Annotated in this window: 27 protein-coding genes; 16 read left to right on the top strand and 11 right to left on the bottom strand. The window is 67.4% G+C overall.

The window, feature by feature from the left end:
• Positions 1-28 precede the first annotated feature (28 nt).
• Together LMF57_RS03550 and LMF57_RS03545 are read right to left on the bottom strand one after the other, a co-directional pair.
• Positions 29-1,489 (bottom strand): NAD(P)(+) transhydrogenase (Re/Si-specific) subunit beta, encoded by a 1,461-nt coding sequence (locus LMF57_RS03550; RefSeq protein ID WP_229290866.1) that lies wholly within the window; start codon positions 1,487-1,489, stop codon positions 29-31.
• Positions 1,486-1,806, bottom strand: coding sequence for an NAD(P) transhydrogenase subunit alpha (locus tag LMF57_RS03545; RefSeq protein WP_117309602.1), 321 nt, complete (start codon positions 1,804-1,806; stop codon positions 1,486-1,488). Before LMF57_RS03545 ends, LMF57_RS03550 begins: the two co-directional genes overlap by 4 nt.
• Before the next feature lie 97 nt (positions 1,807-1,903).
• Between LMF57_RS03545 and LMF57_RS03540 the strand changes: the two genes are divergently transcribed.
• The 3 genes from LMF57_RS03540 to LMF57_RS03530 are packed head-to-tail and all read left to right on the top strand — an operon-like array spanning position 1,904 to position 3,285.
• Positions 1,904-2,494, top strand: a complete 591-nt coding sequence (locus LMF57_RS03540; protein WP_229290865.1) for an RNA polymerase sigma factor — start codon at positions 1,904-1,906, stop codon at positions 2,492-2,494.
• The gene (locus LMF57_RS03535; protein WP_208082758.1) at positions 2,491-2,817 is read left to right on the top strand and encodes a hypothetical protein; all 327 of its coding nucleotides are present in this window, start codon (positions 2,491-2,493) and stop codon (positions 2,815-2,817) included. Before LMF57_RS03540 ends, LMF57_RS03535 begins: the two co-directional genes overlap by 4 nt.
• A gap of 3 nt (positions 2,818-2,820) precedes the next feature.
• A complete protein-coding gene (locus LMF57_RS03530) occupies positions 2,821-3,285 on the top strand; it encodes a DUF3106 domain-containing protein (RefSeq protein WP_229290862.1) in 465 nt (154 codons plus the stop codon).
• Positions 3,286-3,372: 87 nt separating this feature from the next.
• On the opposite strand, the gene LMF57_RS03525 is transcribed toward LMF57_RS03530, so the two are convergent.
• Positions 3,373-4,452 (bottom strand): NAD(P) transhydrogenase subunit alpha, encoded by a 1,080-nt coding sequence (locus LMF57_RS03525; protein ID WP_117309598.1) that lies wholly within the window; start codon positions 4,450-4,452, stop codon positions 3,373-3,375.
• 52 nt (positions 4,453-4,504) lie between these two features.
• Positions 4,505-6,832, bottom strand: a complete 2,328-nt coding sequence (locus LMF57_RS03520; protein WP_117309597.1) for a DUF1631 domain-containing protein — start codon at positions 6,830-6,832, stop codon at positions 4,505-4,507.
• Between the two features lie 332 nt (positions 6,833-7,164).
• On the opposite strand from LMF57_RS03520, the gene LMF57_RS03515 reads away from it, so the two are divergent.
• From LMF57_RS03515 to LMF57_RS03500, 4 genes are read left to right on the top strand one after another with little or no spacing between them, the layout of a single operon-like run.
• A complete protein-coding gene (locus tag LMF57_RS03515) occupies positions 7,165-7,743 on the top strand; it encodes a nitroreductase (protein ID WP_117311842.1) in 579 nt (192 codons plus the stop codon).
• The gene (locus LMF57_RS03510; RefSeq protein WP_229290861.1) at positions 7,740-8,684 is read left to right on the top strand and encodes a 5'-3' exonuclease H3TH domain-containing protein; all 945 of its coding nucleotides are present in this window, start codon (positions 7,740-7,742) and stop codon (positions 8,682-8,684) included. The genes LMF57_RS03515 and LMF57_RS03510 overlap by 4 nt, the downstream gene beginning before the upstream one ends.
• Complete coding sequence (locus LMF57_RS03505; protein WP_025877960.1) at positions 8,681-9,235, top strand: NUDIX hydrolase; 555 nt, start codon at positions 8,681-8,683, stop codon at positions 9,233-9,235. The genes LMF57_RS03510 and LMF57_RS03505 overlap by 4 nt, the downstream gene beginning before the upstream one ends.
• Complete coding sequence (locus tag LMF57_RS03500; protein ID WP_229290856.1) at positions 9,228-10,025, top strand: N-formylglutamate amidohydrolase; 798 nt, start codon at positions 9,228-9,230, stop codon at positions 10,023-10,025. The genes LMF57_RS03505 and LMF57_RS03500 overlap by 8 nt, the downstream gene beginning before the upstream one ends.
• Before the next feature lie 106 nt (positions 10,026-10,131).
• Here the strand turns inward: LMF57_RS03500 and LMF57_RS03495 are convergent, their stop codons facing one another.
• Together LMF57_RS03495 and LMF57_RS03490 are read right to left on the bottom strand one after the other, a co-directional pair.
• Positions 10,132-10,356, bottom strand: coding sequence for a hypothetical protein (locus LMF57_RS03495; RefSeq protein WP_229290855.1), 225 nt, complete (start codon positions 10,354-10,356; stop codon positions 10,132-10,134).
• The gene (locus LMF57_RS03490) at positions 10,353-11,771 is read right to left on the bottom strand and encodes an MFS transporter (RefSeq protein ID WP_229290852.1); all 1,419 of its coding nucleotides are present in this window, start codon (positions 11,769-11,771) and stop codon (positions 10,353-10,355) included. The genes LMF57_RS03495 and LMF57_RS03490 overlap by 4 nt, the downstream gene beginning before the upstream one ends.
• A 106-nt stretch (positions 11,772-11,877) precedes the next feature.
• On the opposite strand from LMF57_RS03490, the gene LMF57_RS03485 reads away from it, so the two are divergent.
• Positions 11,878-12,762 (top strand): LysR family transcriptional regulator, encoded by an 885-nt coding sequence (locus LMF57_RS03485; RefSeq protein WP_140224919.1) that lies wholly within the window; start codon positions 11,878-11,880, stop codon positions 12,760-12,762.
• Positions 12,763-12,826: 64 nt separating this feature from the next.
• On the opposite strand, the gene LMF57_RS03480 is transcribed toward LMF57_RS03485, so the two are convergent.
• From LMF57_RS03480 to prmC, 3 genes are all read right to left on the bottom strand, one after another.
• A complete protein-coding gene (locus LMF57_RS03480; RefSeq protein WP_162887611.1) occupies positions 12,827-13,423 on the bottom strand; it encodes a hypothetical protein in 597 nt (198 codons plus the stop codon).
• 162 nt (positions 13,424-13,585) lie between these two features.
• Entirely contained in the window at positions 13,586-14,527 is a 942-nt protein-coding gene (pip, locus tag LMF57_RS03475) for a prolyl aminopeptidase (RefSeq protein ID WP_032977488.1), read from the bottom strand.
• A gap of 49 nt (positions 14,528-14,576) precedes the next feature.
• Positions 14,577-15,434: a peptide chain release factor N(5)-glutamine methyltransferase gene (gene prmC, locus LMF57_RS03470; RefSeq protein WP_229290845.1), complete on the bottom strand. Its 858-nt coding sequence runs from the start codon at positions 15,432-15,434 to the stop codon at positions 14,577-14,579.
• 306 nt (positions 15,435-15,740) lie between these two features.
• Between prmC and ahpC the strand changes: the two genes are divergently transcribed.
• The 5 genes from ahpC to LMF57_RS03445 all read left to right on the top strand — a co-directional run bounded on the left by ahpC (position 15,741) and on the right by LMF57_RS03445 (position 20,700).
• Complete coding sequence (gene ahpC, locus LMF57_RS03465; RefSeq protein ID WP_025877950.1) at positions 15,741-16,304, top strand: alkyl hydroperoxide reductase subunit C; 564 nt, start codon at positions 15,741-15,743, stop codon at positions 16,302-16,304.
• 214 nt (positions 16,305-16,518) lie between these two features.
• Positions 16,519-18,111, top strand: coding sequence for an alkyl hydroperoxide reductase subunit F (gene ahpF / locus LMF57_RS03460; RefSeq protein WP_208083147.1), 1,593 nt, complete (start codon positions 16,519-16,521; stop codon positions 18,109-18,111).
• 80 nt (positions 18,112-18,191) lie between these two features.
• Positions 18,192-19,157: a LysR substrate-binding domain-containing protein gene (locus LMF57_RS03455; RefSeq protein ID WP_025877947.1), complete on the top strand. Its 966-nt coding sequence runs from the start codon at positions 18,192-18,194 to the stop codon at positions 19,155-19,157.
• Between the two features lie 123 nt (positions 19,158-19,280).
• Positions 19,281-19,685, top strand: coding sequence for a nucleoside diphosphate kinase regulator (gene rnk / locus LMF57_RS03450; RefSeq protein WP_025877946.1), 405 nt, complete (start codon positions 19,281-19,283; stop codon positions 19,683-19,685).
• A gap of 58 nt (positions 19,686-19,743) precedes the next feature.
• Entirely contained in the window at positions 19,744-20,700 is a 957-nt protein-coding gene (locus tag LMF57_RS03445; RefSeq protein ID WP_229290843.1) for a transaldolase, read from the top strand.
• A 694-nt stretch (positions 20,701-21,394) separates the two neighbouring features.
• Here LMF57_RS03445 and msrA read toward each other — a convergent pair.
• Both msrA and LMF57_RS03435 read right to left on the bottom strand, forming a co-directional pair.
• On the bottom strand, positions 21,395-22,060 hold the full coding sequence (gene msrA, locus LMF57_RS03440) for a peptide-methionine (S)-S-oxide reductase MsrA (RefSeq protein ID WP_229291354.1): 666 nt from the start codon (positions 22,058-22,060) through the stop codon (positions 21,395-21,397).
• Positions 22,061-22,090: 30 nt separating this feature from the next.
• A complete protein-coding gene (locus LMF57_RS03435; RefSeq protein ID WP_117309590.1) occupies positions 22,091-22,354 on the bottom strand; it encodes a DUF2007 domain-containing protein in 264 nt (87 codons plus the stop codon).
• 196 nt (positions 22,355-22,550) lie between these two features.
• Between LMF57_RS03435 and LMF57_RS03430 the strand changes: the two genes are divergently transcribed.
• The 3 genes from LMF57_RS03430 to LMF57_RS03420 are packed head-to-tail and all read left to right on the top strand — an operon-like array spanning position 22,551 to position 25,774.
• Complete coding sequence (locus LMF57_RS03430; protein ID WP_117309589.1) at positions 22,551-24,299, top strand: glutamine--tRNA ligase/YqeY domain fusion protein; 1,749 nt, start codon at positions 22,551-22,553, stop codon at positions 24,297-24,299.
• A gap of 43 nt (positions 24,300-24,342) precedes the next feature.
• The gene (locus tag LMF57_RS03425; RefSeq protein ID WP_117309588.1) at positions 24,343-24,990 is read left to right on the top strand and encodes a hypothetical protein; all 648 of its coding nucleotides are present in this window, start codon (positions 24,343-24,345) and stop codon (positions 24,988-24,990) included.
• A 52-nt stretch (positions 24,991-25,042) separates the two neighbouring features.
• Positions 25,043-25,774: a DUF6348 family protein gene (locus LMF57_RS03420; RefSeq protein ID WP_117309587.1), complete on the top strand. Its 732-nt coding sequence runs from the start codon at positions 25,043-25,045 to the stop codon at positions 25,772-25,774.
• Positions 25,775-25,852: the final 78 nt, after the last annotated feature.

The following is a 25,852-nucleotide window of genomic DNA, read 5'->3' as shown; positions in this document are numbered from 1 at the left end:
GGCATGGCCCGGCGCTACCGGTATGGCATCAATGCCCGCCGTCGAGCGCCTTCAGCTCACTGACCAGCGACGCCGCTGCCTCGGCCCCATCGCCGTACAGCATGCGGGTGTTGTCGGTATAGAACAGCGCATTCTCGATACCGGCAAAGCCGGTGCCCTTGCCGCGCTTGATCACCACCACGTTGCGGGCATTGACCACGTCCAGTACCGGCATGCCGTAGATCGGACTGGCCGGATCGGTGCGCGCCACCGGGTTGACCACGTCGTTGGCGCCGATCACCAGCACCACGTCGGTGCTGGCGAATTCGGGATTGATGTCGTCCATGTCGGCGATCAGGTCGTACGGCACGCCGGCTTCGGCCAGCAGCACGTTCATGTGCCCGGGCATGCGCCCGGCCACCGGGTGGATGGCGAACTTCACCTTCACCCCGCGCTGGCCCAGCCGCTGCGCCAGTTCCCAGATCTTGTGCTGGGCCTGGGCGACGGCCATGCCGTAACCGGGCACGATCACCACGCGTTCGGCAAACGCCATCATCGCGGCCACGTCGGCCGCATCGATGGGCTTCTGCGAACCGCTGATCGTCTGCGCCTCGCCGCTGGCGCCAGCACCGAAGTTGGAGAACAGCACGTTGCGGATCGGCCGGTTCATCGCCTTGGCCATCAACCGGGTCAGCAGGATGCCGGCCGCACCGACCATCATGCCGGCGATGATCAGCGCCTCGTTGCCCAGCACGTAGCCTTCGAACGACACCGCCAGGCCGGTGAACGCGTTGTACAGCGAGATCACCACCGGCATGTCGGCGCCACCGATCGGCAACGTCATCAACACGCCCAGCGCCAGGGCCAGCACGAAGAAGGCGACGATCGCCCACGTGCTGAGCGTACTGGCGGCGATGATGCCCAGCACCACCACGGCCAGCGCCACCAGCAGGTTCATCACCTGCTGGCCCGGCCAGGTCACGCGCTTGTCGAGGCGGCCATCGAGTTTGGCCCAGGCCACCACCGAGCCGGACAGCGACACCGCACCGATCGCCGCGCCCACCACCGCCAGCACCAGCACCGTGCCGGACGGCTGCCGCGCGGCCAGATCGGCCAGCGCCTGCGCACTCCAGTGGGTGGTATCGCGGTTGGCCAGGAACGCATAGCGCAGCAGTTCCACCGCACCGATGGCGGCCGCCGAGCCGCCGCCCATGCCGTTGTACAGCGCGACCATCTGCGGCATGTCGGTGACGGCGACCTTGCCCGCCGACCACCAGGCCAGGCCGGCCCCCAGCAGCAGTGCTACCAGGATCAACGGCACGTTGTGCAGTTCGGGCAGGAAGAAGGTCGCCACCGTGGCCAGCAGCATGCCCAGCCCCGCCCAGCGGATACCGCTGCTTGCGGTCATCGGCGAGGCCATGCGCTGCAGGCCGAGCAGGAACAGGGTGGCGGCAACCAGGTAGCTGGCCTTGACCAGCCAATCGAGCAGTTCGACGGTGCTGATGTTCAAGCCTGCGGCTCCTTCGGTTCATCGTTGTCGGCCTTGCGCACGCTCGGCTTGAACATTTCCAGCATGCGCGCGGTGACCACATAGCCGCCGGCGGCGTTGCCGGCACCGAGCACCACGGCAAGGAACCCCAGCACCTTCTCCAACGGCGTCTGTGCGTGCCCCAGCACCACCATCGCGCCGATCAGCACGATGCCGTGGATGAAATTGGAGCCCGACATCAACGGGGTATGCAGGATCACCGGGACCCGGGAAATGATCACGTGGCCGGCAATGGCGGCCAGCATGAAGATGTACAGCGCCACGAACCCGTCACTCACCGGCAACGCTCCTGCTCTGTCTTCGTCGCCCCATCATAACCATGGGCTGAACCCTGCGCGCGTCCCGGTCAACCACGGCCGCGCTTACGCGTTGTCGATGGTGACCCCTGCCAAGGAACCGTACCCTGTGCTGGTGAGCAGCCCTGTCCCCTCGACCACCGATGCCGATGCCGACGCCGTTCCGGCCTCGCTGGAAGCGTTCCTGGCCAGCGTGGGGCCGCGCGCCTTCCGCTTCGCCGAGGCCGGCCTGCGCCAGCGCGAGGATGCGCTGGATGCGGTGCAGGACGCGCTGCTGCGCATGCTGGACTACGCCGACAAGCCGGCCGCCGAGTGGGCGCCGTTGTTCTGGAGCATCCTGCGCCGGCGGGTGATCGACCTGCAGCGCCGCCGCCGTTTCCGCCTGCCGTTCTGGCGCGACAACCGGGATGCCGACGGCGGCGAGATCGACTGGGCCGACCCCGGGCCGGACCCTTCGCAGGCGCACGAGCAACGCCAGCAGTACCAGCAGCTGGTGCAGGCGCTGCGCGACCTGCCCGCCCGCCAGCGCGAGGCATTCACCCTGCGCGTGCTGCAGGACCTGGACGGGGCCACCACCGCCCGCGCCATGGGCTGCAGCGAAGGCGCGGTAAAGACCCATCTGGCGCGCGCCCGACAGGCGCTGCAGAATCAACTGGAGATGCACCCGTGAACCGCCCCCTGCCTTCCGATGACGCCCTGCGCAGCCTGCACGCGCAGTCGCTGCAGGCGCTGTCGCCGGCCACCTTGGCACGCCTGCGCAGTGCCCGTCACAGCGCCAGAACCGCGCACGCCGGTCGCTGGCGCTGGTGGCTGGCCAGTGCCTGTTCGCTGGTGATCGCGCTGGGCATCGGCATCCAGTTCGTCGGTCCGGGCGATCATCAGGGCCCGATCAGCACGCCGATCGTCGCTGCGGAAGAAGACAATGGCGTGTTGTACGACGAGAATCCCGATCTGTACCTGTGGCTGGGCGACAACGACCTGGCGATGGAGTGAACCATGCTGCGATATCCCTGCCTGCCCCTGCTGATCGCCCTGACCCTGCTGCCCGCTGCATCGGCACTGGCGCAGGCCACCGCGCCGGCGCCTGCCGCGCGTCCGGCGCCTGCTGCCGCGCCGCTGCCGAACTGGGAACAGCTGAGCCCGGCCCAGCGCGAAGCGCTGTTGGCGCCGCTGCGTGACCGCTGGAACGGCGCCGATCCCGCGCAGCGCCAGCGCATGCTGTCGCACGGCCAGCGCTGGCAGTCGATGAGCCCGGAAGAGCGCGACAAGGCCCGCCGCGGCCTGCGCCGCTTCGAACACATGAACCCCGAACAGCGCGAGCAGGCCCGGGCGCTGTTCGGCCAGATGCGTGATCTCAGCCCGGCCCAGCGCGATGCCATGCGCGAGCGCTGGTCACAGATGAGCGCGGACGAACGCAGGGAATGGGTGCGGAACAATCCGCCGCCAGCGAAGCCGCGGTAACCCCTAACGAAGGGGTAGCGCCGGGCCATGCCCGGCGGATTCACCGGATGCCGCTGCACCCGCCGGGCATGGCCCGGCGCTACCGGCTTACGCCTGCCAGCGCGTTTTCGCCAGCAGCTCGTCTTCCCAGTCGAAGCCCAGCTGGCCTTCGCGCACGAACAGGGCGACGAAGTTCATCAGGTTGCGCGCATACATCTCGCTGGCCTGGGTGGCACCCCGGCTGGCCAGGCCCAGCGGGCCATCGATGGTCACGCCCTGGTGTTCGATGCATTGGCCGGGCGCGGTCAACGCGCAGTTGCCACCGCTCTCGGCGGCCAGATCGACGATCACGCTGCCGGCGGCCATGCCTTCGACCATCGCGGCGGTGACGATCGTCGGCGCCTGACGTCCCGGCACCGCGGCAGTGCAGATCACCACGTCCACGCTGCGCAGGTGGTCGCCAAGACGGCGCTGCTGTTCGCCACGCTCTTCATCGGTCAGCGCCCGCGCATAACCGCCCTCGCCCGCCGCACTCACCCCCAGGTCGAGGAAGCGCGCGCCGAGCGACTGGATCTGTTCGCGGGTTTCCGGGCGCACGTCGAAGCCCTCCACCTGCGCGCCCAGCCGGCGGGAGGTGGCGATGGCCTGCAGGCCGGCGACACCGGCGCCGATCACCAGCACCTTGGCTGGACGCACGGTACCGGCCGCCGTGGTCAGCATCGGGAAGAAGCGCGGCGCGCGTTCGGCAGCGATCAATGCCGCCTTGTAGCCGGCCATGCCGGCCTGCGAACTGAGCACGTCCATCGCCTGCGCGCGCGTGGTGCGCGGCAGCTGCTGCAGCGGGAACAGGTACAGGCGGTCATCGGAGGCCAATGCAGCCAGCGCCGGGTCGGCCGCCGGGGTCAGCAGGCCGACCACGCTGGCACCCGGCTTGAGCTGGGCCAGCACCCCGGCCGGTGGCGCCTGCACGCACAGCAGGATGTCGATCTCGGCCCAACGGCCGGCGTCGAAGGCACGGGCACCGGCGTCGTCGTAAGCGGCATCGGTGAAGCCGGCGGCCTGGCCCGCACCGGGTTGGTACCACACGGTGATGCCCAGCGCCCCGAGCTTGCGCGCCGTTTCCGGCGTGAGCGCAACGCGGCGTTCGCCCGGCGCGGTCTCCTTGATCCCCAGCAACGCCACGGCCATGCAGATTCCCGCTGATCGGTGAGTGGGTCCGATCCTAGCAGGCGTACGCGGCTCAGTGCAGCGTTGCCCCACCCGGGTCGAGGCGGTCAAGCACGCCCTGCATGGCACTGTCGAAGGCGCCATCGTCGACGTGGGGACGCAGCCGACCCAATCGCACCATCACTGCCAGTTCCTCGGGCGACGCCACGCAGAAGCGCACGCCACGACGGTTGACGAACAGCAGGCGCGAGGAAATCGGGCTGATCCAGGACAGTTTGCCCGCCTGCACCTTGCCATCCTTGTCGACGAAGTCCAGCCAGTTGCCGATCTCCATCCGACGGAAGCGGTCGGCATCGGCATTGTCGAAATCGTCGGTATTGAACGTGCCGCCCAGCTCCACCGCCGGCGTTTCCGGGGCCGGGGGTGCGGGCAGCACCACCTGCGGAAGCTCCGGCAGGGCGCGCTCGAGCTCCGGCCGCGATTCGGCGATGCCCTGCAGGGTGTCATGCAGCGCATCGATGGCGGCGGTGGCCGCGTCCCCATGCACGCCGACGCTGGCAAAGACCCTGACCAGCATCGGCTGCCAGGCCTGCAACCAGGGCTTGCCGACGATCTGCCGGCGGGCCTCGGCCACTTCCTCGAGCAGGCCGTCAGCGAGGGTCAGCGCCTCGGCCACCGACGCGCCTTCCTCACCCTCGCGCAGCAGCGCCAGGGTCAGGTGATGCTGCCAGGGCTGGCGCAGGAACCCGGCGATGGCCTGCGGCAGGGTCGCGTCGCCGATGCGGCGGTCCAGTTCGGCACCAGCACGGCTGCGGGCCATCTCCAGCTTCTCCTGCCCGCGCTGCGTCTCGGCGGCACGGCGCTCGGCGATTTCCACACGACGGCGATGCTGCGCGAGGAACTCGCGGAACTCCTCTTCCAGGGTCAGGAAGATCGCCAGGTTCTCGTTGAACTCGGCAACCAGCCGCTCGATGATTTCTTCGACCTTGGCCATCAGCATGCGCTCGGCCTGGCTTTCGCCGGTATTGCCCTCGCAGGCTTCGGCCAGCGAATTGAGCAGTTTGCGGGCCGGATGGGTCTTCTGTACGAACATGCGGCGGTCCAGCATCGCCACTTTCACGAACGGGACCACCAGGCGACCGATCAGCTCACGCGAGCGGCCTTCCAGTTCACGCTCGTCAAGCATGACATCGAACAGCATGCCGACCAGGTCGATCGCATCCTCGTCCTGCGCGTCCAGCCGGGCCTGGCTCGGATCGACGCCGAGCCGGGTAGCGCTGGACAGCACTTCGCTCTTCAGGCGCTGCGCCAGTGATTCGCCATCCTCGCCGATCGCCGCACGCAGGGTCGCGCTCGGCGTGGCCTGCAGCAGCGACAGCACCGACATCATCTCGCGCTGGCTCAACGGGCGATGCTGGCCAACCGCGACCTGCGCCGCAGAGGTTGCGTCCTCACGCACATGGCGGGTCTGCTGCAGCAGCTCGTGCAGCGCTTCCAGCAGCATTCCCTGCTGGCCGGAATAGGCTTCACCGGACGGGCTCTGTTCGCCACCGGCATGCTGCTGCAGGTGGCCACGACGCTCGGACCAGCGCGCGGCAAAACGCTGCGCCCAGGCCGGTGCGGCCTGTTCGTCGTCATTGAATTCGTTGTCAACGCCCGGTGCCGTGCGCTGCTCGACCAGATCATCCAGGCCATGCGGAACATGCTGGGCCGGGCTCGGGGCCGGCGCCAGCGGTCGTCGCGGGGCGCCCATCTGCGACATCACCCCGGCCGCGGCCAGGTGCTCGTCCAGCTTCTCGTAGATGCGGCCCACCGGCGCGCGCAGGTCGCGCTCGCACAGCTTGATCAGCACCAGGTGGACTTCCGGGGCCAGCTCGCAGCCGGCAAAGGCCTCGTGGATGGCCACGCCCAGGTGTTCGGGGCTGATCGGGTTGCGGTCGGCATCCAGTTCAATACCGCCGCCCAGCCAGCCCAGGCGGCGGTCGAGCCGTGCCAGCACCGGCTTGAAGTCGCGCAGCAGCACGGTGGCGAAGTTGCGCACCGCCAACCGCGATTCCAGCACATGTTCCGGCACCAGGCTGAGGCCGTCCTGGGCCTGCCCGGCCAGGGTCAGCTCGGCAGAGACGGGCTCGCCCGCCGCCAGGCCGGCCCAGGCATGGCCGAGATGGGCGGCAAAAGCGCCGGCGATCTCCTCACGGCGGCGGCGCAGCTCGCGCATCGCGTCCAGGAACAGCAACTGCGACGAGCCGGCATTGCCGGCACGGTCGAACAGGGCATCGTCGAAGCGGGCCAGTGCCGCGCCAAAGGCCTGGCACAACGCCGGCAGGACGATGTCCCGGGCAAGCTGGAGCTGGGCCGGGTCACGGCCCGGCGATCCCATCGGAGTGGGCGCGCTCATCATTCGGGAAGGCTCCCCACCTTCTCTGGTGCGACAGACATCATGGACATCGCGACGGCCGGTACACCCCATGCACCGGTCCCTCGATGGTAGGCCGGCCAGCCCATCGCGGACAGTGAAACAGTCCTCACTTCAAACCTCATGAACGGCGGCCCGGCAGTATTGCGTATCGTAAGCCGTGCAGGGCCTGCGAGGCGAGGGGAAGCAGGGCTCCGTGATCCGCCAGTGGCATGATGTTCATCACAGTTTGCTATTCAGGGGTCTGACGCGACACAAACGGCGTCATCTACCTGCCCGACTATAATCAGCGACCCGTGATGACCGGTTCAGACTCCATGCCCGACCCTGCTGCCCTGCTTGCCCTGGATGCCCGCCGCTCGGTGCCGTCGCGGCAACTGGGCGAGCCCGGACCGGATCCGGCCACCCTGCAGCGGATGCTGACCTCGGCGGTCCGCGTGCCCGACCACGGCAAGCGCGTACCGTTCCGCTTCCTGAAGATCGCCGGCGATGCGCGTCACACTCTGGGCGACTTCCTGGCCGCGCGCAGCCGTGAGCGCGACCCGAATGCCGGCGACGCCGTGTTCGAGAAGGACCGCCAGCGCTTCAGCCATGCACCGCTGGTGATCGTGGTGGTGGCCAGCCCCCGCCCGGACCCGAAAGTGCCCGCGCAGGAACAGCTGATGACCGCCGGCTGCGTGTGCTTTGCCCTGTTGCAGGCGGCACAGGCGCTGGGCTTCGGCGCGCAGTGGCTGACCGCATGGATGGCCTTCGATCCTGCCGTGCACGCCCACCTGGGGCTGGCCGAGGGCGAAGGCATTGCCGGCTTCATCCACATCGGCACGCCCAAGGCCGAAGTGCCCGAGCGCGAGCGCCCCGATGCCGCGGCCCTGCTGCAGGACTGGACCGGCCAGTGAGCGCCGTGATTCCCGTGGCGATACCGCCGCCGCTGTACTTGGTGGACGCCAGCATCTACGTGTTCCGCGCCTGGCACTCGCTGCCGGACGAATTCCAGGACAGCCAGGGCTGGCCGACCAATGCCGTGCATGGATTCGCCCGTTTCCTGCTGGACCTGCTGGAGCGCGAACGCCCCGGGCACATCGCCATCGCCTTCGACGAGGCGCTGGACAGTGGCTTCCGTCATCGGCTGTACCCGGCCTACAAGGCCAACCGGGACCCGGCGCCGGAAGCGCTCAAGCGCCAGTTCGTGCACTGCAAGGCGCTGTGCGCGGCGCTCGGCCTGGCGGTGCTGGCCCACCACGATTACGAAGCCGACGACCTGATCGGCAGCGCCCTGCATGGCCACCGCAGCAGCCATCGCGGCGTGATCATTTCCGCTGACAAGGACCTGTCGCAGCTGCTGCTCGACCATGACGAGCAATGGGATTACGCACGCAACCAGCGCTGGGACGTGGCCGGAGTCAAGGCCCGGCACGGCGTGCATGCGCACCAGATTGCCGATTACCTGGCCCTGTGCGGCGATGCGGTCGACAACATTCCGGGCATCAGCGGTGTCGGCGCCAAGTCGGCGGCCGTGCTGCTGGCCCATTTCGGCAGCATGGACGTGCTGTACGAACGCCTGGACGAAGTGCCGTTCCTGCGCCTGCGCGGCGCGGCCCAGATGGCCGTGCGCCTGCGCGAGCAGCGCGAGCATGCCCAGCTCTGGCGCCAGCTGACCACCATTGCCCTGGACGCGCCGTTGGAAGGCTGCCAGCCCGGCATGCCGCGCCAGGCGGCCGATCCAGAGCTGCTCGGCGGCCTGTGCCAGACCCTGCGCTTCGGCCCCATGACCCGCCGCCGGCTGTTCAGTGCCGCCGGCATTTCCGACCCCGTCCCTACTTCCAGCGAGCCCGCATGAGCCAGCGCAACACCGAAGCACCGCGTGTCGTCTACGAAGGCAAGTACCAGCGCATGGTCGTGCGCGGCAGCTGGGAATACAGCGAACGCACCCACGCAGGCGGCCTGGCCGCCATCATCATTGCCGTCACCCCCGAGGACAAGGTGCTGTTCGTCGAGCAGTTCCGCGTGCCGCTGCAGGCGTCGACCATCGAGATGCCGGCCGGGCTGGTCGGCGACATCGATGCGGGCGAGTCCATCGAAGTCTCCGCTGTACGCGAGCTGGAAGAGGAGACCGGCTGGACCGCCGAGCACGCCGAAGTGCTGATGATCGGCCCCACCTCCTCCGGTGCCAGCAGCGAGAAGATCGCCTTCGTGCGTGCCACCGGCCTGCGCCGCATCGGCGAAGGCGGCGGCGACGAGAGCGAGGACATCACCGTGCATGAAGTGCCGCGCACGCAGGCGGCCGCCTGGCTGGTGCAGAAAATGGCCGAAGGCTATGAAGCCGATGCCAAGCTGTGGGCCGGCCTGTGGATGATCGAGCACCACCTGGACGGCCGCCCCCGTGGCTGACGCCGGCCTGCACGCGCTGCCGGCACTGCTGGGCGCCGACGATCCAGCGATCTTCAGCGTGCACCGTGCGCAGGGCGCCTCGCCGTTCCTGCTGCTGGCCGACCATGCCGGCCAACAGGTGCCGCGTGCACTGGCCGACCTTGGACTGCCGCAGGCCGAACTGGACCGGCATATCGGCTGGGACATCGGCATCGGCGGCACCACCCGTGCATTGGCCGAGCGGCTGGATGCGTGGGCGATCGAGCAGACCTATTCGCGGCTGCTGATCGACTGCAACCGGCCGTTGGTTTCGCCCACGCTGATTCCCGAGGTCAGCGACCATACCGTGGTGCCGGGCAATGCCGGGCTGTCGCCCGCACAGCGGCAGCAGCGCATCGATGCGATCCACGCGCCCTACCATGCACGCATCGATGCCGAACTGGATGCGCGCCGCGATGCGGGACGGCCGACGCTGCTGGTGATGATGCACAGCTTCACCCCGGTGATGAACGGCGTGCAGCGCCCGTGGCACGCCGGCGTGCTGTACCACCAGGACACCCGTTTTGCCCAGGCCTTGCTGCAGGCACTGCGCGATGAAGGCGACCTGGTGGTGGGCGACAACGAACCATATTCGGTCAACAGCAGCAGCGACTATGCGGTGCCGGTACATGGCGAAGGTCGCGGCCTGGTGCATGTGGAACTGGAAATCCGCCAGGACCTGATCGCCGATGCCGCCGGGCAGCAGGCGTGGGCGGAGCGGCTGGCGCGCATCTTCAGCGCATTGCAGCCGCAGTTGTTGGCGTTCGGATGACCGCCATCCACGCATGATGTAGATCTGCCCCGGATCGGTAGTGCCGGCCGCTGGCCGGCAACCTCAGGATAGCTGGATCATTGCGGTTGCCGGCCAGCGGCCGGCACTACCGCAGCATCAGCGCATCCATCCACCGGAACGGTTGCACGGCCTCGGGCACCTCACCGTCATCATCGAACGCGGCGTCTTCATCTGCCGGCAACCAGAAACGCGCTGCCAGCAGATCGCCCTCGCTGGCATGCACCCAGCCGAACGACGCCCATGCGTTGTGGTCGTCATTGCAGGCGGCAAACGCGTCCAGCGTCTGGCGAAGATCAAGCAGCGCAATCATGCGTCGTTGGGCAGCGCGTCGGGAGAGCTGCAGTCTACCCGTGCCGGACGCAGGCCCAGCGCGATGACCACGCCGAGCGCGGCGAACAGCGCGGCACCGTGCTGTGCATTGACCATGCCCTGCAGGGCATCAGGACTGGTTGCCGCCTGCGTGCCGCGTGCGGCGTTGGCCACCATCACCAGTACTGCCAGTCCCAACGCGCCGCCGATCTGCTGTGCGGTAGCCGCCATGCCGGACGCCACACCCTGCTGCGGCCCCGGCACGCCCTGCCCGGCCACGATCCACATCGCCGTCCAGCTCATGCCCTGGCCCAGGCTGAGCATCACGATGCCCGGCAGCAGCGGCCAGTAGCTGGCGCCGTGCGGCATCGCCAGCGCCACCGCGGTGATGCCGATGGCACCGGCAGCGAAGCCCCAGGCCAGCACCTGCCGCGGCGAACGGCGCTGCAGCATGCGCTCGGCAATGCGGATGCCGAAGGTGCACACCAGCGTCGGCAGCAGGAAGGCCATGCCGGCCTGCAGCGGGCTCCAGCCATAGCCATCCTGGAAGTACAGCGCCAGGAAGTAGTACTGCACGCCATAGCTGCTCATGAACGCGAAGGTCAGGCCGAGTGCTGCACGCAGGCCGGGCAGGCGCAGCAGCGCGAACTGCATCAGCGGGTCGCGGCTGCGCTTTTCGATCTGCACGAACACCGTCAACAGCACGGCTGACAGCAACAGGCAGATGAGCGTGGCCGGCGCGGTCCAGCCCCATTCCGGCCCCTGCACCAGGGTGGTGACCAGCAGGCTGCCGCCGGCGGTGACGGTGAGGCAACCGGCCAGATCGAAGGAACGGCCGCGCACGCGCGGGCCATCGGCCGGCAGCCACGCGCCCGCGGCGACGGCACAGGCGGCGGCCAACGGCACGATCACCGCCAGCACCGCCGGCCAGCCGAACGCCTGGGTCAGCACGCCGCCCAGCAGCGTCCCCAGCGCGAGGCCCGCCGCGCTGGCCATGCTCCAGATTGCCAGCGCGCGGTTGCGCACCGGACCTTCTGCATACAGCGTATTGATCAGGGCCAGGGTGGCCGGAAACAGCAGCGCCGCACCGATGCCCTGCACCGCACGCGCCACGATCAGCAGCGTGGCATTGGGCGCCAGCGCACCCAGCAGCGAGGCCAGCGCGAACAGCAGCATGCCCAGCCGGTAGAAGCGGCGGCGGCCCAGCAGATCGGCCGCACGCCCGCCCAGCAGCAGGCTGCCGCCAAAGGCCACCGTATAGGCGCTGACCACCCACTGCAGCTGCTGCGCATTGATCTGCAGCGCGCGGCCCATGTCGTGCAGGGCGACGAAGATGATGGTGGCGTCCAGGGCGATGATCAGCTGCGCGGTGGCCAGCAGGGTCAGCGCCCAGCGCGGGTATTTCAGGGGAGGCATGCGGCGCCCGGTGCGGAGGGGGGACGGCAGTCTCATTGATGCAGGTGAATCAATAAACCCCCTCAGCGAGATTTCTGTCATGATTTTCCGCATGAATGGATCCTCGATGGACCTCAATGCGGTGCGCATGCTGGTGCAGGTGGCTGAGGCGCGCAGCTTCACCGTCGCCGCCGGCCAGCTCGGCTTGAGCCAGTCCGGGCTGTCACGCGCGATCGGCCGGCTGGAAGCCTCGCTGGGGGTGAAGTTGCTACAGCGGAACACCCGCAACGTCGCGCTGACCCCGGATGGCCAGCAGTTCGTCGAGCAGGTGGGACCGTTGCTGTGCGGGATGGAAGACGCCGAGCGGCTGCTGGCCGACCGCCCCTGTACGCCATCGGGTACGTTGAAGATCAGCGCTCCGTCGATGTTCGGGCGCAAGGTGCTGGTGCCGTTGCTGGGACCGTTGCTGCAGCAGCATCCGCAGCTTCAGGTCGAGGCGGTGCTCAGCGACCGTCTGGTGGATCTGGTGGAGGAAGGCTTCGACGCCGCCCTGCGCACCGGCACCATCGCCGACCAGCGCATGGTGGCGCGGCCGTTGAAGCCACTGCGCTGGGTGACCGTGGCCAGCCCGGCCTATCTGGCCACGCAGGGTGAGCCGGCTGATGTGGCGGCATTGCAGAACCATGCCTGCCTGGCGGTGCGCAACCTGCGCAGCGGCCGGCTGGTGGACTGGCAGTTCCTGCAGGACGGGCAGCTGCGCGAGGTCACGCCGCCGACGCGGATGGTGTTCGACTGCGGCGACCCGTTGGTGGAAGCGGCGATCGCCGGCATCGGCATCGTGCAGGTGATGGATTTCGCGGTGGCCGACGCGTTGGCCGATGGCCGCCTGCAGCGCGTGCTGCAGCCATTTGAAGGCCGCAGCCGCGCGCTGTCGTTGATCTACCCGCCCTCGCGCCAGCACTCACCGAAACTGCAGGTGCTGGCCGAAGCGTTGTTGGCCGGGGATTGGTAGATCCACGCCATGCGTGGATGAGGTCTTTGGTGCAGAGCTAGCGCGCAACGTGGCGAAATCTGATTCAGCCCAATTGGAGGAAGAACGCCCCCGCGCGCCCTCCGAGACCAAAATCGGGCTGATCGGGAATGAAAAGATACGCCATGCCATCCGACAGGATGCCCTTATGCGAAGGCAGAATTTCGTCGATGTCCGCCCCATAGAGCATCAAGCGGCGACGGCCCCCATTCCACGTCATGGGCAACTGCAGCCATGCGTCGATTCCATCCAGCTTGGAATCCAGGTTTTCGTCGTCGTCAGGCTCCAAACACTCGACACGCTCGATCCGGCCGCGTTCCAGTGAATCGCTCATGCATCGACTTCTGGATGCGGCGCCACGCCTGTATGCGAGCACAACTGCTTCGCTGGTTCCCTGCACCGCGCGCAGCCGACGGAAGTGGGAATGATCCTGGGTATCGGTGGGGATGAAGACTGAGAACCAGAAATCCTCAGCAACGCCCTGCGGATAGAACCAATGTGCAGGGAGTGCCATCAGGTGAAAGAACGCACGACCTTCAACACTCGTTGGCCAGGGTATGTTCTCTGGAAGAAACGCACCGCCGCCAACGTATGCATCGGTTGGAGAGGCCTTTCCCGTGGTCAACAGCAGGCGGGTGTACATGGTGGGGTCGCCGAAAATTGCACAGACGTCCACGGTGCCAGCCCGCCTCGCCCCGGTTCAAGGCCAATTGCGACAGCCTTGAACAAGGGGAGAATCGCCGCCAGGCATGGCCCGGCGCTACCGGCAAGGCGTTGCCGGCCAGCGGCCGGCACTACCCCACGATCAGGCGAAGCTATCGGTCGCACGCACCAGCGCGTCGACGTTCTCTGCTTCGAACGCGGAGTGCCCCGAGGCCGGGGTGATCTCCAGCTTCGCCTTCGGCCACACCTTGGTCAGGTCCCAGGCATTGGCCAGCGGGCAGACCACGTCGTAGCGGCCGTGCACGATCACGCCCGGGATGTCGGCGATGCGGTGCGCGTCGCGCAGCAGCTGGTCTTCCACTTCGAAGAAACCACCGTTGACGAAGTAGTGGTTCTCGATGCGGGCGAACGCCAGCGCGAAGTGCGGGTCTTCATGGCTGTTGATGAAGTCGTCGTCCACGTGCAGGAAGCTGGTCGCGCCCTCCCACACCGCCCAGGCCTTGGCCGCGTCCAGGCGCGTTGCTTCGTCTTCGCTGGTCAGGCGGCGATGGAAGGCGGAAATCAGGTCGTGGCGTTCCACCGCCGGAATCGGCTTGAGGTAGTGCTCCCACGCATCCGGGAACAGGCGGTTGGCGCCTTCCTGGTAGAACCATTCCAGCTCCCAGCGGCGCAGCATGAAGATGCCGCGCAGCACCAGTTCGGTCACGCGCTGCGGATGGGTCTGCGCATAGGCCAACGCCAGGGTCGAGCCCCAGCTGCCACCGAACACCTGCCAGCGATCGACCTTGAGGTGCTCGCGCAGCTTCTCGATGTCGGCCACCAGGTCCCAGGTGGTGTTGTCCACCAGATCGGCGTGCGGGGTGGAACGACCGGCACCGCGCTGGTCGAACAGGATGATGCGGTACTTGGCCGGGTCGTGGAACTGGCGCATCTTGTCGCTGCAGCCGCCGCCGGGCCCACCATGCAGCATCACCACCGGCTTGCCGTCCGGGTTGCCGCACTGTTCGAAGTACAGCGTGTGGCGGTCGTCGACCTTCAGGGTGCCGACGTCGTAAGGGGTGATGGCGGGGTACAGCGTACGCATGCTTGCAGCTCCGTGGTGGTGCCCTGCCCTTGGCAGGAGAACCCCCATTCTAGGCCGGTCGCCGGCCCAGGGTGACCCGGTCGCGCTGCTCCAGGTCCTGCACGGTCTGCACGTCGATGTAGCCGGCCTGCTCGAACAGCGCGCCGATGGCATCGCCCTGGTCCCAGCCGTGCTCGATCAGCAGCCAGCCGCCGGGCTGCAGGTGGTCGCCGCCGCCGACGATGATGCGACGGATGTCGTCCAGCCCATCGACGCCCGAGGCCAGTGCCGTGGCCGGCTCGAAGCGCAGGTCGCCCTGTTGCAGGTGCGGGTCGTTGCTGGCGATATAGGGAGGATTGCTGGCGATCAGGTCGAAGCGTTCACCGTGCAGCGGCGCGTACCAGTCGTGACCACCTTCGGCAAAACGCACGTTGCCCAGCTCGTGGCGCGCGGCGTTGCGGGCCGCCACCGCCAGCGCAGCGGAACTGGCGTCGGTGGCCAGCACCTGCGCCTGCGGTCGTTCGCTGGCCAGGGCCAATGCAATCGCGCCGCTGCCGGTGCCAAGATCGGCCAACCGCAGTGCACGGTCCGGCGGCAGGCGCTCCAGCGCCAGTTCCACCAGCAGTTCGGTTTCCGGGCGCGGAATCAGGGTGGCGGGGTCGACTTCCAGATCGAGGGTCCAGAAACCACGACGGCCGGTCAGGTAGGCCACCGGCTCGCCCGCGAGGCGACGACCCAGCAGGGCCTCGAACGCGGCCTGCTCGGCGGCGGGCAGTGGATCGGTGGCGTGCGCGAACAACCAGCTGCGCGGTCGCTGCAGCACATGCAGCAGCAGCAGCTCTGCTTCATGACGGGCCTCTACGCCCCCCAGGCGGCCGCTGGCGTCGGCCACGACCTGGCGCAGGGACGGTTCGGAATCGGCGGGCATGGCAGGCACTGGCGCGGGCGGTGGGCCCGCAATTGTAGAGTCTGGATACCGTTCAGGTTCGCTGGGGCGGGATTCGCTGCGGTGGGATATGAGAGACCTATCGACCGGTTTCCGCAGCCGCTGATGATTTCCCTTGTCATACAGCGGGTTGCAGGATGCAGGTGGCCTGATTCATTGCCGGCTCAGCGCACTTCAATAGACTACATCTATCAAATAGATGCAATCAATGCATTGTCCTTATCGAAATGGAACCAGTAACCTAGGTCCTGTCGATTCACCCACTCCCCTTCACCCAGAGGAAAAACGATGTCCCTGATCAACACCCAGATCCAGCCGTTCGAAGCCAACGCTTACCTGAATGGCGAGTTCATCAAGGTCTCCGACAGCACCCTGAAGGGCCAGTGGTCGGTCCTGATCTTCATGCCGGCAGCCTTCACCTTCAACTGCCCGACCGAGATCGAAGACGCCGCTGACCATTACGCCGAGTTCAAGAAGGCCGGCGCCGAGGTCTACATCGTCACCACCGACACCCACTTCTCGCACAAGGTCTGGCACGAAACCTCGCCGGCCGTGGGCAAGGCCCAGTTCCCGCTGGTCGGCGACCCGACCCACCAGCTGACCCGCGCTTTCGGCGTGCACATTGAAGAAGAAGGCCTGGCCCTGCGCGGCACCTTCATCATCAACCCGGAAGGCGTGATCAAGACCCTGGAGATCCACTCCAACGAGATCGCCCGTGACGTCTCCGAGACCCTGCGCAAGCTGAAGGCTGCCCAGTTCACCGCCGCCAACCCGAACCAGGTCTGCCCGGCCAAGTGGAAGGAAGGCGAGAAGACCCTGACCCCGTCGCTGGACCTGGTCGGCAAGATCTGAAGCAGCACCGGCCTGCCGCAGCCCCACGCTGCGGCGCGCCCATCCCCGTGCCGGCCACATCGCCGGCGTGGGGGTGAACCCAAGACGGCCGCGCCCGCATCGCCCCTTCCACAGGTCCGCGCTGCCCTCTTGGGTTCACCCCTACCCCCTCGCTGGTCCGCTACCTTCTACAGCGGTGCCACGCCCCCGTTTTGCCTGAAGCCAGGAGAAGACCATGTTGGACGCCAACCTGCAGTCGCAGCTGAAGACCTATCTGGAGCGCGTGACCCGCCCGATCCAGATCACCGCGCATGCCGACGACGGTGCCAAGTCGCAGGAGATGCTGGAACTGCTGCAGACCCTGGAAAGCCTGTCGGACAAGATCTCGCTGCAGGTGCTGCGCGACGGCCAGGGCCGCGTGCCGTCCTTCGACCTTGGCACGCCGGGCCAGGACATCCACCTGACCTTCGCCGGCCTGCCGATGGGCCACGAGTTCACTTCGCTGGTGCTGGCCCTGCTGCAGGTCGGCGGGCATCCGTCCAAGGCTACTGCCGAGCTGATCGAGCAGGTGCAGAACCTGGAAGGCGACTACCGGTTTGAAACCTATTTCTCGCTGTCCTGCCAGAACTGCCCGGACGTGGTGCAGGCACTGAACCTGGCCGCGGTGCTCAACCCGCGCATCCAGCACGTGGCCATCGACGGCGCGCTGTTCCAGGAGGAAGTCGAGCAGCGCGAGATCATGTCGGTGCCGACCGTCTACCTCAACGGCGCGGTGTTCGACCAGGGCCGCATGACCCTGGAGCAGATCGTGGCCAAGCTGGACACCAACGCCAGCAAGCGCGATGCCGAGAAGATCGCCGCCAAGGACGCCTTCGACGTGCTGGTGGTCGGTGGTGGCCCGGCCGGTGCCGCTGCGGCGATCTATGCCGCGCGCAAGGGCATCCGTACCGGCATCGCCGCCGAGCGTTTCGGTGGCCAGGTGCTGGACACCATGGCGATCGAGAACTTCATTTCGGTGAAGGAGACCGAGGGCCCGAAGCTGGCCACGGCGCTGGAACAGCATGTGCGCGAGTACGAAGTCGACATCATGGACCTGCAGCGCGCCACTGCGCTGGTGCCCGCCGGCGAAGACGGCCTGGTGCAGGTGCAGCTGGAAAACGGCGCGGTGTTGAAGTCGCGCTCGGTGATCCTGTCCACCGGCGCGCGCTGGCGGCAGATGAACGTGCCCGGCGAAGACCAGTACCGCAACAAGGGCGTGGCGTACTGCCCGCACTGCGACGGCCCGCTGTTCAAGGGCAAGCGCGTGGCGGTGATCGGCGGTGGCAATTCCGGCGTTGAAGCGGCCATCGATCTGGCCGGCATCGTGTCGCATGTGACCCTGCTGGAGTTCGATTCCAGCCTGCGTGCCGACGAAGTGCTGCAGAAGAAGCTGCGCAGCCTGGCCAATGTCACCGTGCTGACCAGCGCGCAGACCACCGAAGTGCTGGGCGACGGCAGCCGCGTCACCGGCCTGGCCTACAAGGACCGTGTCGGCGGCGACTCCCATCGCGTCGAACTGGAAGGCATCTTCGTGCAGATCGGCCTGCTGCCGAACACCGAATGGCTGAAGGACACCGTGGCCCTTTCGCCGCGTGGCGAGATCGTCATCGATGACCGCGGGCAGACCAATCTGCCGGGCGTGTTCGCCGCGGGCGATTGCACGACGGTACCCTACAAGCAGATCATCATTGCGATGGGCGCCGGTTCGACCGCCGCACTGAGCGCTTTCGATCACCTGATCCGCTCCTCGGTTCCCAAGAGCAGCGGCGCGGTGGCCGAAGCAGCCTGATCCAATGTTCCCAGGCCATCGGGAGCACCATCAGCCGGCAGGGCACGCCCTGCCGGTGCAGTACCCCGAGAGGTCTGAGGATGAACCTGCGTGACCTGAAATACCTGGTGGCCCTGGCCGATCACAAGCACTTCGGCCGGGCCGCCGCCTCCTGCTTCGTCAGCCAGCCCACGTTGTCGACCCAGATCCGCAAGCTGGAAGAGGAACTGGGCCTGCCGCTGGTGGAACGCGCACCGCGCAAGGTGATGTTGACCCCCGCCGGCCACGAAGCAGCCGCGCGGGCACGGGTGATCGTGGCCGAAGTGGAGCAGCTGAAGGAAGCGGCGCGACGCAGCCGCGATCCCGAAGCGGGCACGGTGCGCCTGGGGATCTTCCCCACCCTGGGCCCCTACCTGTTGCCGCACGTGATTCCGCGCATCCGCACGCGCTTCCCCGAGCTGGAACTGCTGCTGGTGGAGGAAAAGAGCGATGTGCTGCTGGAGCGCCTGCGCGAAGGCAGGCTCGACGCCGCACTGTTGGCGCTGCCGGTGATCGACGACCAGCTGCACGCCGAATTCCTGTTCGAGGAACCGTTCCTGCTGGCCGTATCCGGCCGCCACCCGCTGGCCACGCGCGAGCATCTGGACGTACAGGAACTGGCCACGCAGAAGCTGCTGCTGCTGGAAGACGGCCACTGCCTGCGTGACCAGGCGCTGGAAGTCTGCCGTCTGTTCGGCGCCAATGAAAAGTCGGAATTCCGCGCTACCAGCCTGGAAACGCTGCGACAGATGGTCGCCGCCGACGTGGGCATCACCCTGCTGCCCAGCCTGTCGGTACAGCCGCCGGTGCCGCGCTCGAACAACATCCGCCTGCTCGACTTCGTCGGCGAGGGCCGTCCCAGCCGTCGCATCGCCATGATCTGGCGCCGCAGCTCGGCAATGAACGAGTTCCTGATGGAGCTGGCCGAGCAGTTCAAGCGCCTGCCCGATGCGCTGTTCACGCTGGAGGCGCTGGCCCCGCCAAGCGGCGATGCTGCCACCCCGCCCACGCCGGTGCTGAACGGCTGAGACACCGCAGCCGGGCATCGCATCCGGCGGGAGTCGATTCCGGCCGCATTTGTCCCCACAATACAGTCAGGCGGCGCCAGCAGGTGCCGCCTTTTGCATGGCTTTCAACCAAGGAGCGTCACCATGAACACCGCCAGCGGCCTTCCGCCGTCGATCACTGTTTCCACCCTCGACATGGATCGCCTGGACGCCATGCTCGAATCCCCGGCGCACAGCCAGACGCCGGCCGCGCGTACGCTTGCCGACGAGCTCAACCGCGCAACCGTGTTGCCGCCAGACCAGATTCCCGAAGGCATCGTCATGATGCATTCGCGCGTGGAGTGCGAAGATGAAGTGTCGGGCGAGAAGCATGTCCTGACCCTGGTCTTCCCTCGCGAAGCCAATGTCGATGAAGGCAAGGTGTCCGTGCTGGCACCCGTCGGCAGTGCCCTGCTGGGCCTGGCCGTTGGCCAGAGCATCGACTGGACCGCCCCGGGCGGCCGCAAGCTGCGGCTGCGCGTGAGCGCGGTCCACAACGACCGTCCCTGACCTGCGCTGCGAACCGCGCGCGATCAGTTTCCCTGCAATCCCCGCACCAGGAGCCGTAATGAGTACCCCGTCCAAACTGTCCCAGCTGCGCGAACTGTCCGTGGTCGTTGCCGATACCGGTGACTACGAGGCGATCAAGCGCCTGCAGCCGGTGGACTGCACCACCAATCCGACCCTGGTGAAGAAGGCGCTGAACCTGCCGGTCTATGCGGAACTGATCGAACGCGAACTGGCCTGGGGCCGCCAGCAGGGCGGCGACCGCGAGGCCGTGGTGCACGCCGTGGCCGACCGCCTGACCATCGGCGTCGGTGCGCTGCTGAGCACGCTGGTACCGGGCCGCGTCTCCACCGAAGTGGATGCCGACCAGGCCCACGACACCGCCGCGACCGTGGCCAAGGCCCGTCAGTTCATCCAGATGTACGCCGATGCCGGCGTGCCGCGCGAGAAGATCCTGATCAAGATCGCTGCGACCTGGGAAGGCGTGGAAGCCGCGCGCGTGCTGCAGGCCGAAGGCATCGACTGCAACCTGACCCTGATCTTCAACCCCACCCAGGCGCTGGCCTGCAGCGAAGCCGGTGCGTTCCTGATCTCGCCGTTCGTCGGCCGCATCCTGGACTGGTACGTGGCCAACGGCCAGACCCCGGCAAACATCGACGAGGACCCGGGTGTGGTGTTCGTGCGTGGGGTGTATGCCGAATTCAAGCGCCGCGGTTCGCCGACCGTGGTGATGGGCGCCTCGTTCCGTTCGACCGCGCAGATCGAAGCGCTGGCCGGCTGCGACCGCCTGACCATTTCGCCGGACCTGCTGGAGAAGCTCGACGCCGACCACGGCGCGCTGCCGCGCAAGCTGGTTGCCGGTGCCGCTGAAGCGGTGCAGGTGACGCCGATCGACGCGGCGAAGTTCGCAGCCGACCTGGCCGCCGATCCGATGGCGACCGAGAAGCTGGCGACCGGTATCGATGCGTTTGCCAAGGATCTGGAAGCGCTGCGTCAGCGGATCCGCGAGGCGCTGTAAGGGTTCCTGCCAACGGCTGAGCCCCTCGTGGCGGGGGCTTGGTCGCGAAGAGCGGGTCATGCGTTTGGCAGGGTGGGTAGGCCGTGCAGGGGACGCTGCAAGTACGTCCATGTAAGCTCGGTCGCCGCATCCATGCGGCTCACGCCCCTGCACGGCCTACCCACCCTGCCTTCGACAGTTTCCTGCGGCCGCCCGCCACGGAAGAAAGAAAAGAAGAGCAGAAGCGGGTCGCGCGCTGCGCTTGCTCACAAGCAAACAAACAAAAAGGACGCGGCGAAAGCCGCGTCCTTTTTGTTTTCCATCAGTTCGTCAGTAACCCATGCTCCTGCCCACCGTCACCGGGAAACGGTCGGGGGCGGGGCGGTGTGGGTTGGCAGGACCGTTGGCGCCATGGGCCCGAGGCATGCCTCGGGCGGGTTGGGCAGGACGCCCAACCCCGGTCTTGCCGTGTGCGCAGGACAGCGCACACGAGCAAGGCGCCATCGAGCCCCCAGGGGTGAGGGCGCTTTGCTTGCGAAGCACTGCTTCGCAAGCGCCCGAACGCACAGCCGCCAGCGGCTGGGCCGGACCCCGGAGGGGGTTCACGGCGTGTCCTGCCAACCCACACCGCCCCGCCCAACCAACAGAAACCCAGAGCCGCTTTGGCTTTGGCTTTGGCTTTGGCTTCTGCCCGCCGCAGGCGGACCACCGCGCGTCAGCGCGGCACCTCCACATCCAACCCGATCGGGCAGCTCACGCCGGTACCGCCAATGCCGCAGTAGCCGTTCGGGTTCTTGGCCAGGTACTGCTGGTGATAGTCCTCGGCGTAGTAGTACGTCGGTGCCGGATACACGATCTCGGTGGTGATCGGGCCATACCCCGCTGCAGCCAGCTGCGCCTGGTAGGCCTCGCCACTGGCCAGCGCCGCGGCGTACTGGGCCTCGTCGATGGCGTGGATCGCCGAACGGTACTGGGTGCCGGTGTCGTTGCCCTGGCGCATGCCCTGGGTCGGGTCATGGCTTTCCCAGAACAGCTGCAGCAGCCGCTCCAGGCTGACAACCGCCGGGTCGAACACCACCTGCACCACCTCGGTGTGGCCGGTCAGGCCCGAGCAGACCTCTTCATAGGTGGGGTTCGGTGTGATTCCACCGGCATAGCCCACCGAGGTGCTGTACACGCCCGGCTCGTTCCAGAATTTGCGCTCGGCCCCCCAGAAGCAGCCCAGCGCGAAGCGGATCTGCTGCAGGCCGGCGAAACGGTCCTTCAGCGGATGGCTGTTCACGAAGTGCTGGTTGCTGTGCAGCGGCAGTGGCTGGTCGCGGCCCGGCAAAGCCTCTTCCGGGCGCGGCAGGCGCTGCTTGAAGGCCCCGATGCCGAGGATGCCCTGTCCGATTCCCAACATGATGCGCTCCTACGCCGGAAGCCCGGCAATGTCGTCGGCATCTGAAATGGGGGCGTCTGTGGCGTGGCCCAAGTCCAGCGCCGCCACGATGTCTTCGGCCTGTGGCCGCGCGGCGTCGGGAATACCGACCCGCAGCACGCCGAACAGCGGCAGCTCACCCATGCCTCCCAGCAGCGACTCGCCGAACACGAACGCCGGGATGCCAGCGTCTTCCAGCGCGTGCTTGACCAGGTGGGCGTCGAACAGATTGTCGGCCTTGTACACGATGTGCATGCGGCAGCTCCGTGGGACAGGATTCCAGCATACGCCCGGGGGCTGAATGGTGCCGCTGCGCTCGCCGGGCATGGCCCGGCGCTACCGGTGCGGGATGGTAGCGCCGGGCCATGCCCGGCCAGCGTAGCGGCCCCCCGGGCAGCCCTTCCCGGTAAGCGTTAGACTGGCAATCTTTCTGCCTTTCTTTCGCCGACTCATGTCAGAGCACACCCCCGCCAGCCCCGAGACCCCCGCCGACAGCCACGAGAAGCGCGATTTCATCCGCCAGATCGTGCGCGAGGACCTGGCCAGCGGTAAGCACCAGGCGATCAAGACCCGCTTCCCGCCCGAGCCGAACGGCTACCTGCACATCGGTCACGCCAAGTCGATCTGCCTGAACTTCGGCGTCGCCGGCGAGTTCGGCGGCGTCTGCAACCTGCGTTTCGACGACACCAACCCGGCCAAGGAAGACCCGGAGTACGTGGCCGCGATCCAGGACGACGTGCGCTGGCTGGGCTTTGAGTGGAACGAGCTGCGCCATGCGTCGGATTACTTCGACGCCTACTACCTGGCCGCCGAGAAGCTGATCGCCGACGGCAAGGCCTACGTCTGTGACCTGTCGGCCGAGGAAGTGCGCGCCTACCGCGGCACCCTGACCGAACCGGGCCGGCCCTCGCCGTGGCGCGACCGCAGCGTCGAGGAAAACCTGGACCTGTTCCGCCGCATGCGCGCCGGTGAATTCCCCGATGGCGCGCGCACCGTGCGCGCCAAGATCGACATGGCCAGCGGCAACATCAACCTGCGCGATCCGGCCCTGTACCGCATCAAGCACGTCGAACACCAGAACACCGGCAACGCCTGGCCGATCTACCCGATGTATGACTTCGCCCATGCACTGGGCGATTCGATCGAAGGCATCACCCACTCGCTGTGCACGCTGGAGTTCGAAGACCACCGCCCGCTGTACGACTGGTGCGTGGACAACGTCGACTTCGCCCACGATGACGCGCTGACCCAGCCGCTGGTCGACGCCGGCCTGCCGCGCGAAGCGGCCAAGCCGCGCCAGATCGAGTTCTCGCGCCTGAACATCAACTACACGGTGATGAGCAAGCGCAAGCTGATGGCGCTGGTCACCGAACAGCTGGTGGACGGCTGGGAAGACCCGCGCATGCCGACCCTGCAGGGCCTGCGTCGCCGTGGCTACACGCCGGCGGCAATGCGCCTGTTCGCCGAGCGCGTGGGCATCAGCAAGCAGAATTCGCTGATCGATTTCAGCGTACTGGAAGGCGCGCTGCGCGAAGACCTGGACAGCGCCGCGCCGCGCCGCATGGCCGTGGTCGACCCGGTCAAGCTGGTGCTGACCAACCTGGCCGACGGCCACGAAGAGCAGCTGACCTTCAGCAACCACCCGAAGGACGAGAGCTTCGGTACCCGCGAAGTGCCGTTCGCACGTGAAGTGTGGATCGACCGCGAGGACTTTGCCGAAGTGCCGCCGAAGGGCTGGAAGCGCTTGGTTCCCGGTGGCGAAGTGCGCCTGCGCGGCGCCGGCATCATCCGCTGCGATGAAGTGATCAAGGATGCCGACGGCACCATCACCGAACTGCGCGGCTGGCTGGATCCGGAGTCGCGCCCGGGCATGGAAGGCGCCAACCGCAAGGTCAAGGGCACCATCCACTGGGTCAGCGCGGTGCACGGCGTGCCGGCCGAGATCCGCCTGTATGACCGCCTGTTCTCGGTGCCGAACCCGGACGATGAATCGGAAGGCAAGACCTACCGCGATTACCTCAATCCGGAATCACGCCGCACCGTCATCGGCTATGTCGAGCCGGCAGCTGCCACCGCGGCGCCGGAACAGTCGTTCCAGTTCGAGCGCACCGGCTACTTCGTTGCCGACCGCCGCGACCACACCGCAGCCAGGCCGGTGTTCAACCGCAGCGTGACCCTGCGCGACACCTGGTCGGCCTGAGGACCTGCGCGGGCGCCGGGATGGCGCCCGCGCGACCGCGACCATGATCACCGCCCTGTCCGCTCTGCTCTGGTTCATCTCGCAGCATCCGCTGCTGACGTTCTTTGCAGCGATGGTGCTGGCCGGGCTGGTCTCGTGGTGGCGGCGCTTTCCGGGCTATGCCATCGTGGTGTTCCCGCTGGCGATGCTCAACATCTTCCTCGGCAGCTTCCTCAACGCCACCTTCCTCAATGCGGTGGGCGAGCGTGGCGAAGCGGTGATCGTCAAGGCCGAGGAAACCAACTCCACGCTCAACGAACAGTACATCTGGCGCTACGAAGCGGTGCTGCGTACCGCCGAGGGCCGCGATGTGGAAGTGGTGTTCCACACCAACACCGCCTCGCTGTGGCCGCTGGAGAACGCGATCCGGATTCCGGCACGGGACCAGCCGTTCGTGGTGAAGTACACACCGGGCTTCCCGCGCAACTTCGTCATCCTCACCAACGAATCCCCGCACGGCATCGCCCAGGGCCGTGCTAGCGCGCGCGAGCGCGTGGACGTGGCAGCACGCAAGCTGCATTTCAGCCCGGGCAATGCCGATTTCCGCGCGGACTATCGCCGCGAGCTGGAAAGCTGGCTGCGTGACCACGGCAACGATCCGCAGCAGCAACCCGACGCGCAGCGATATCGCGCCGAACTCGACGCACTGTAGCGCCAGCCCTGCCTGACAGGTGTGTTCCTCCCCTGCAAACCAAGTGCCTCCGATGACCAAGACCGCGTCTCCCCTTCTGCCGCTGCTGCAACAGGTCCTGCTGGGCCGTGACATCGCCTGCACCGTCGAGGGCGACGGACTGCTGCTCGACAGTGGCCTGCACCTGACCCCGCACGGCGTCGCCAGCAACGAACGCGACAACGGCGGCTGGCAGACCTCCTCCGTCATCGAGAGCCGTCACGCGGGCTTGTTCGCCGATGGCCTGTTCGAGTACCAGCACGCCAATGGCGCATCCGAACAGGAATCCCTGCTGTCCGGCTTCGAGACTTGGGTGCGGGTGGATCTGGCAACCCTGCAGGCTGCCATCGGCGCCGACGACGCACCGGATCTGCCGATGATGGGACTGACCTACCCGACCAACGAAGACGGCCGGGAACACGAGCGCACCGTGGTGCTGGGACCGCTGGCCCATTACCGCGCCCGCGAACTGGACGACGCCGCTGCATGCAGCGAAGACGACCACGGCTCCTGCCCCTGCTGCCTGTTCACCAGGAGCATCGACGCCTTCGACGACCTGCTGAAGGCTCATCACTTCCTGGCCATCCGCCTGTTCGCTTCGCGCGACGAGCAGGGCCAGTGCGAAGCCGACTGCCGGGTCAACGGCCATGACTTCGCCCCTGCCCTGCCGCTGCTGCGTGCCTATGCCGCGCGCTGGCCGCAGGCGGGGCTGGAATTCCGCAAGCAGTACGTGGTGATCCGCACCGGCTCACCCTCAGCGGCCTGAATCCAGCGCGCACGCCCGGTACATGCCACTGCCGCTACACTGCGCGCCGACATCTGTTGCACCTGTTCCTTTCACTCC

Origin of the sequence: Stenotrophomonas sp. SI-NJAU-1 (genome assembly GCF_020883215.1) — a bacterium.
GTDB classification, from domain to species: domain Bacteria; phylum Pseudomonadota; class Gammaproteobacteria; order Xanthomonadales; family Xanthomonadaceae; genus Stenotrophomonas; species Stenotrophomonas indicatrix.
The sequence above is the reverse complement of the archived record's forward strand: the minus strand, read 5'-3'. Positions and strand labels throughout refer to the sequence as shown.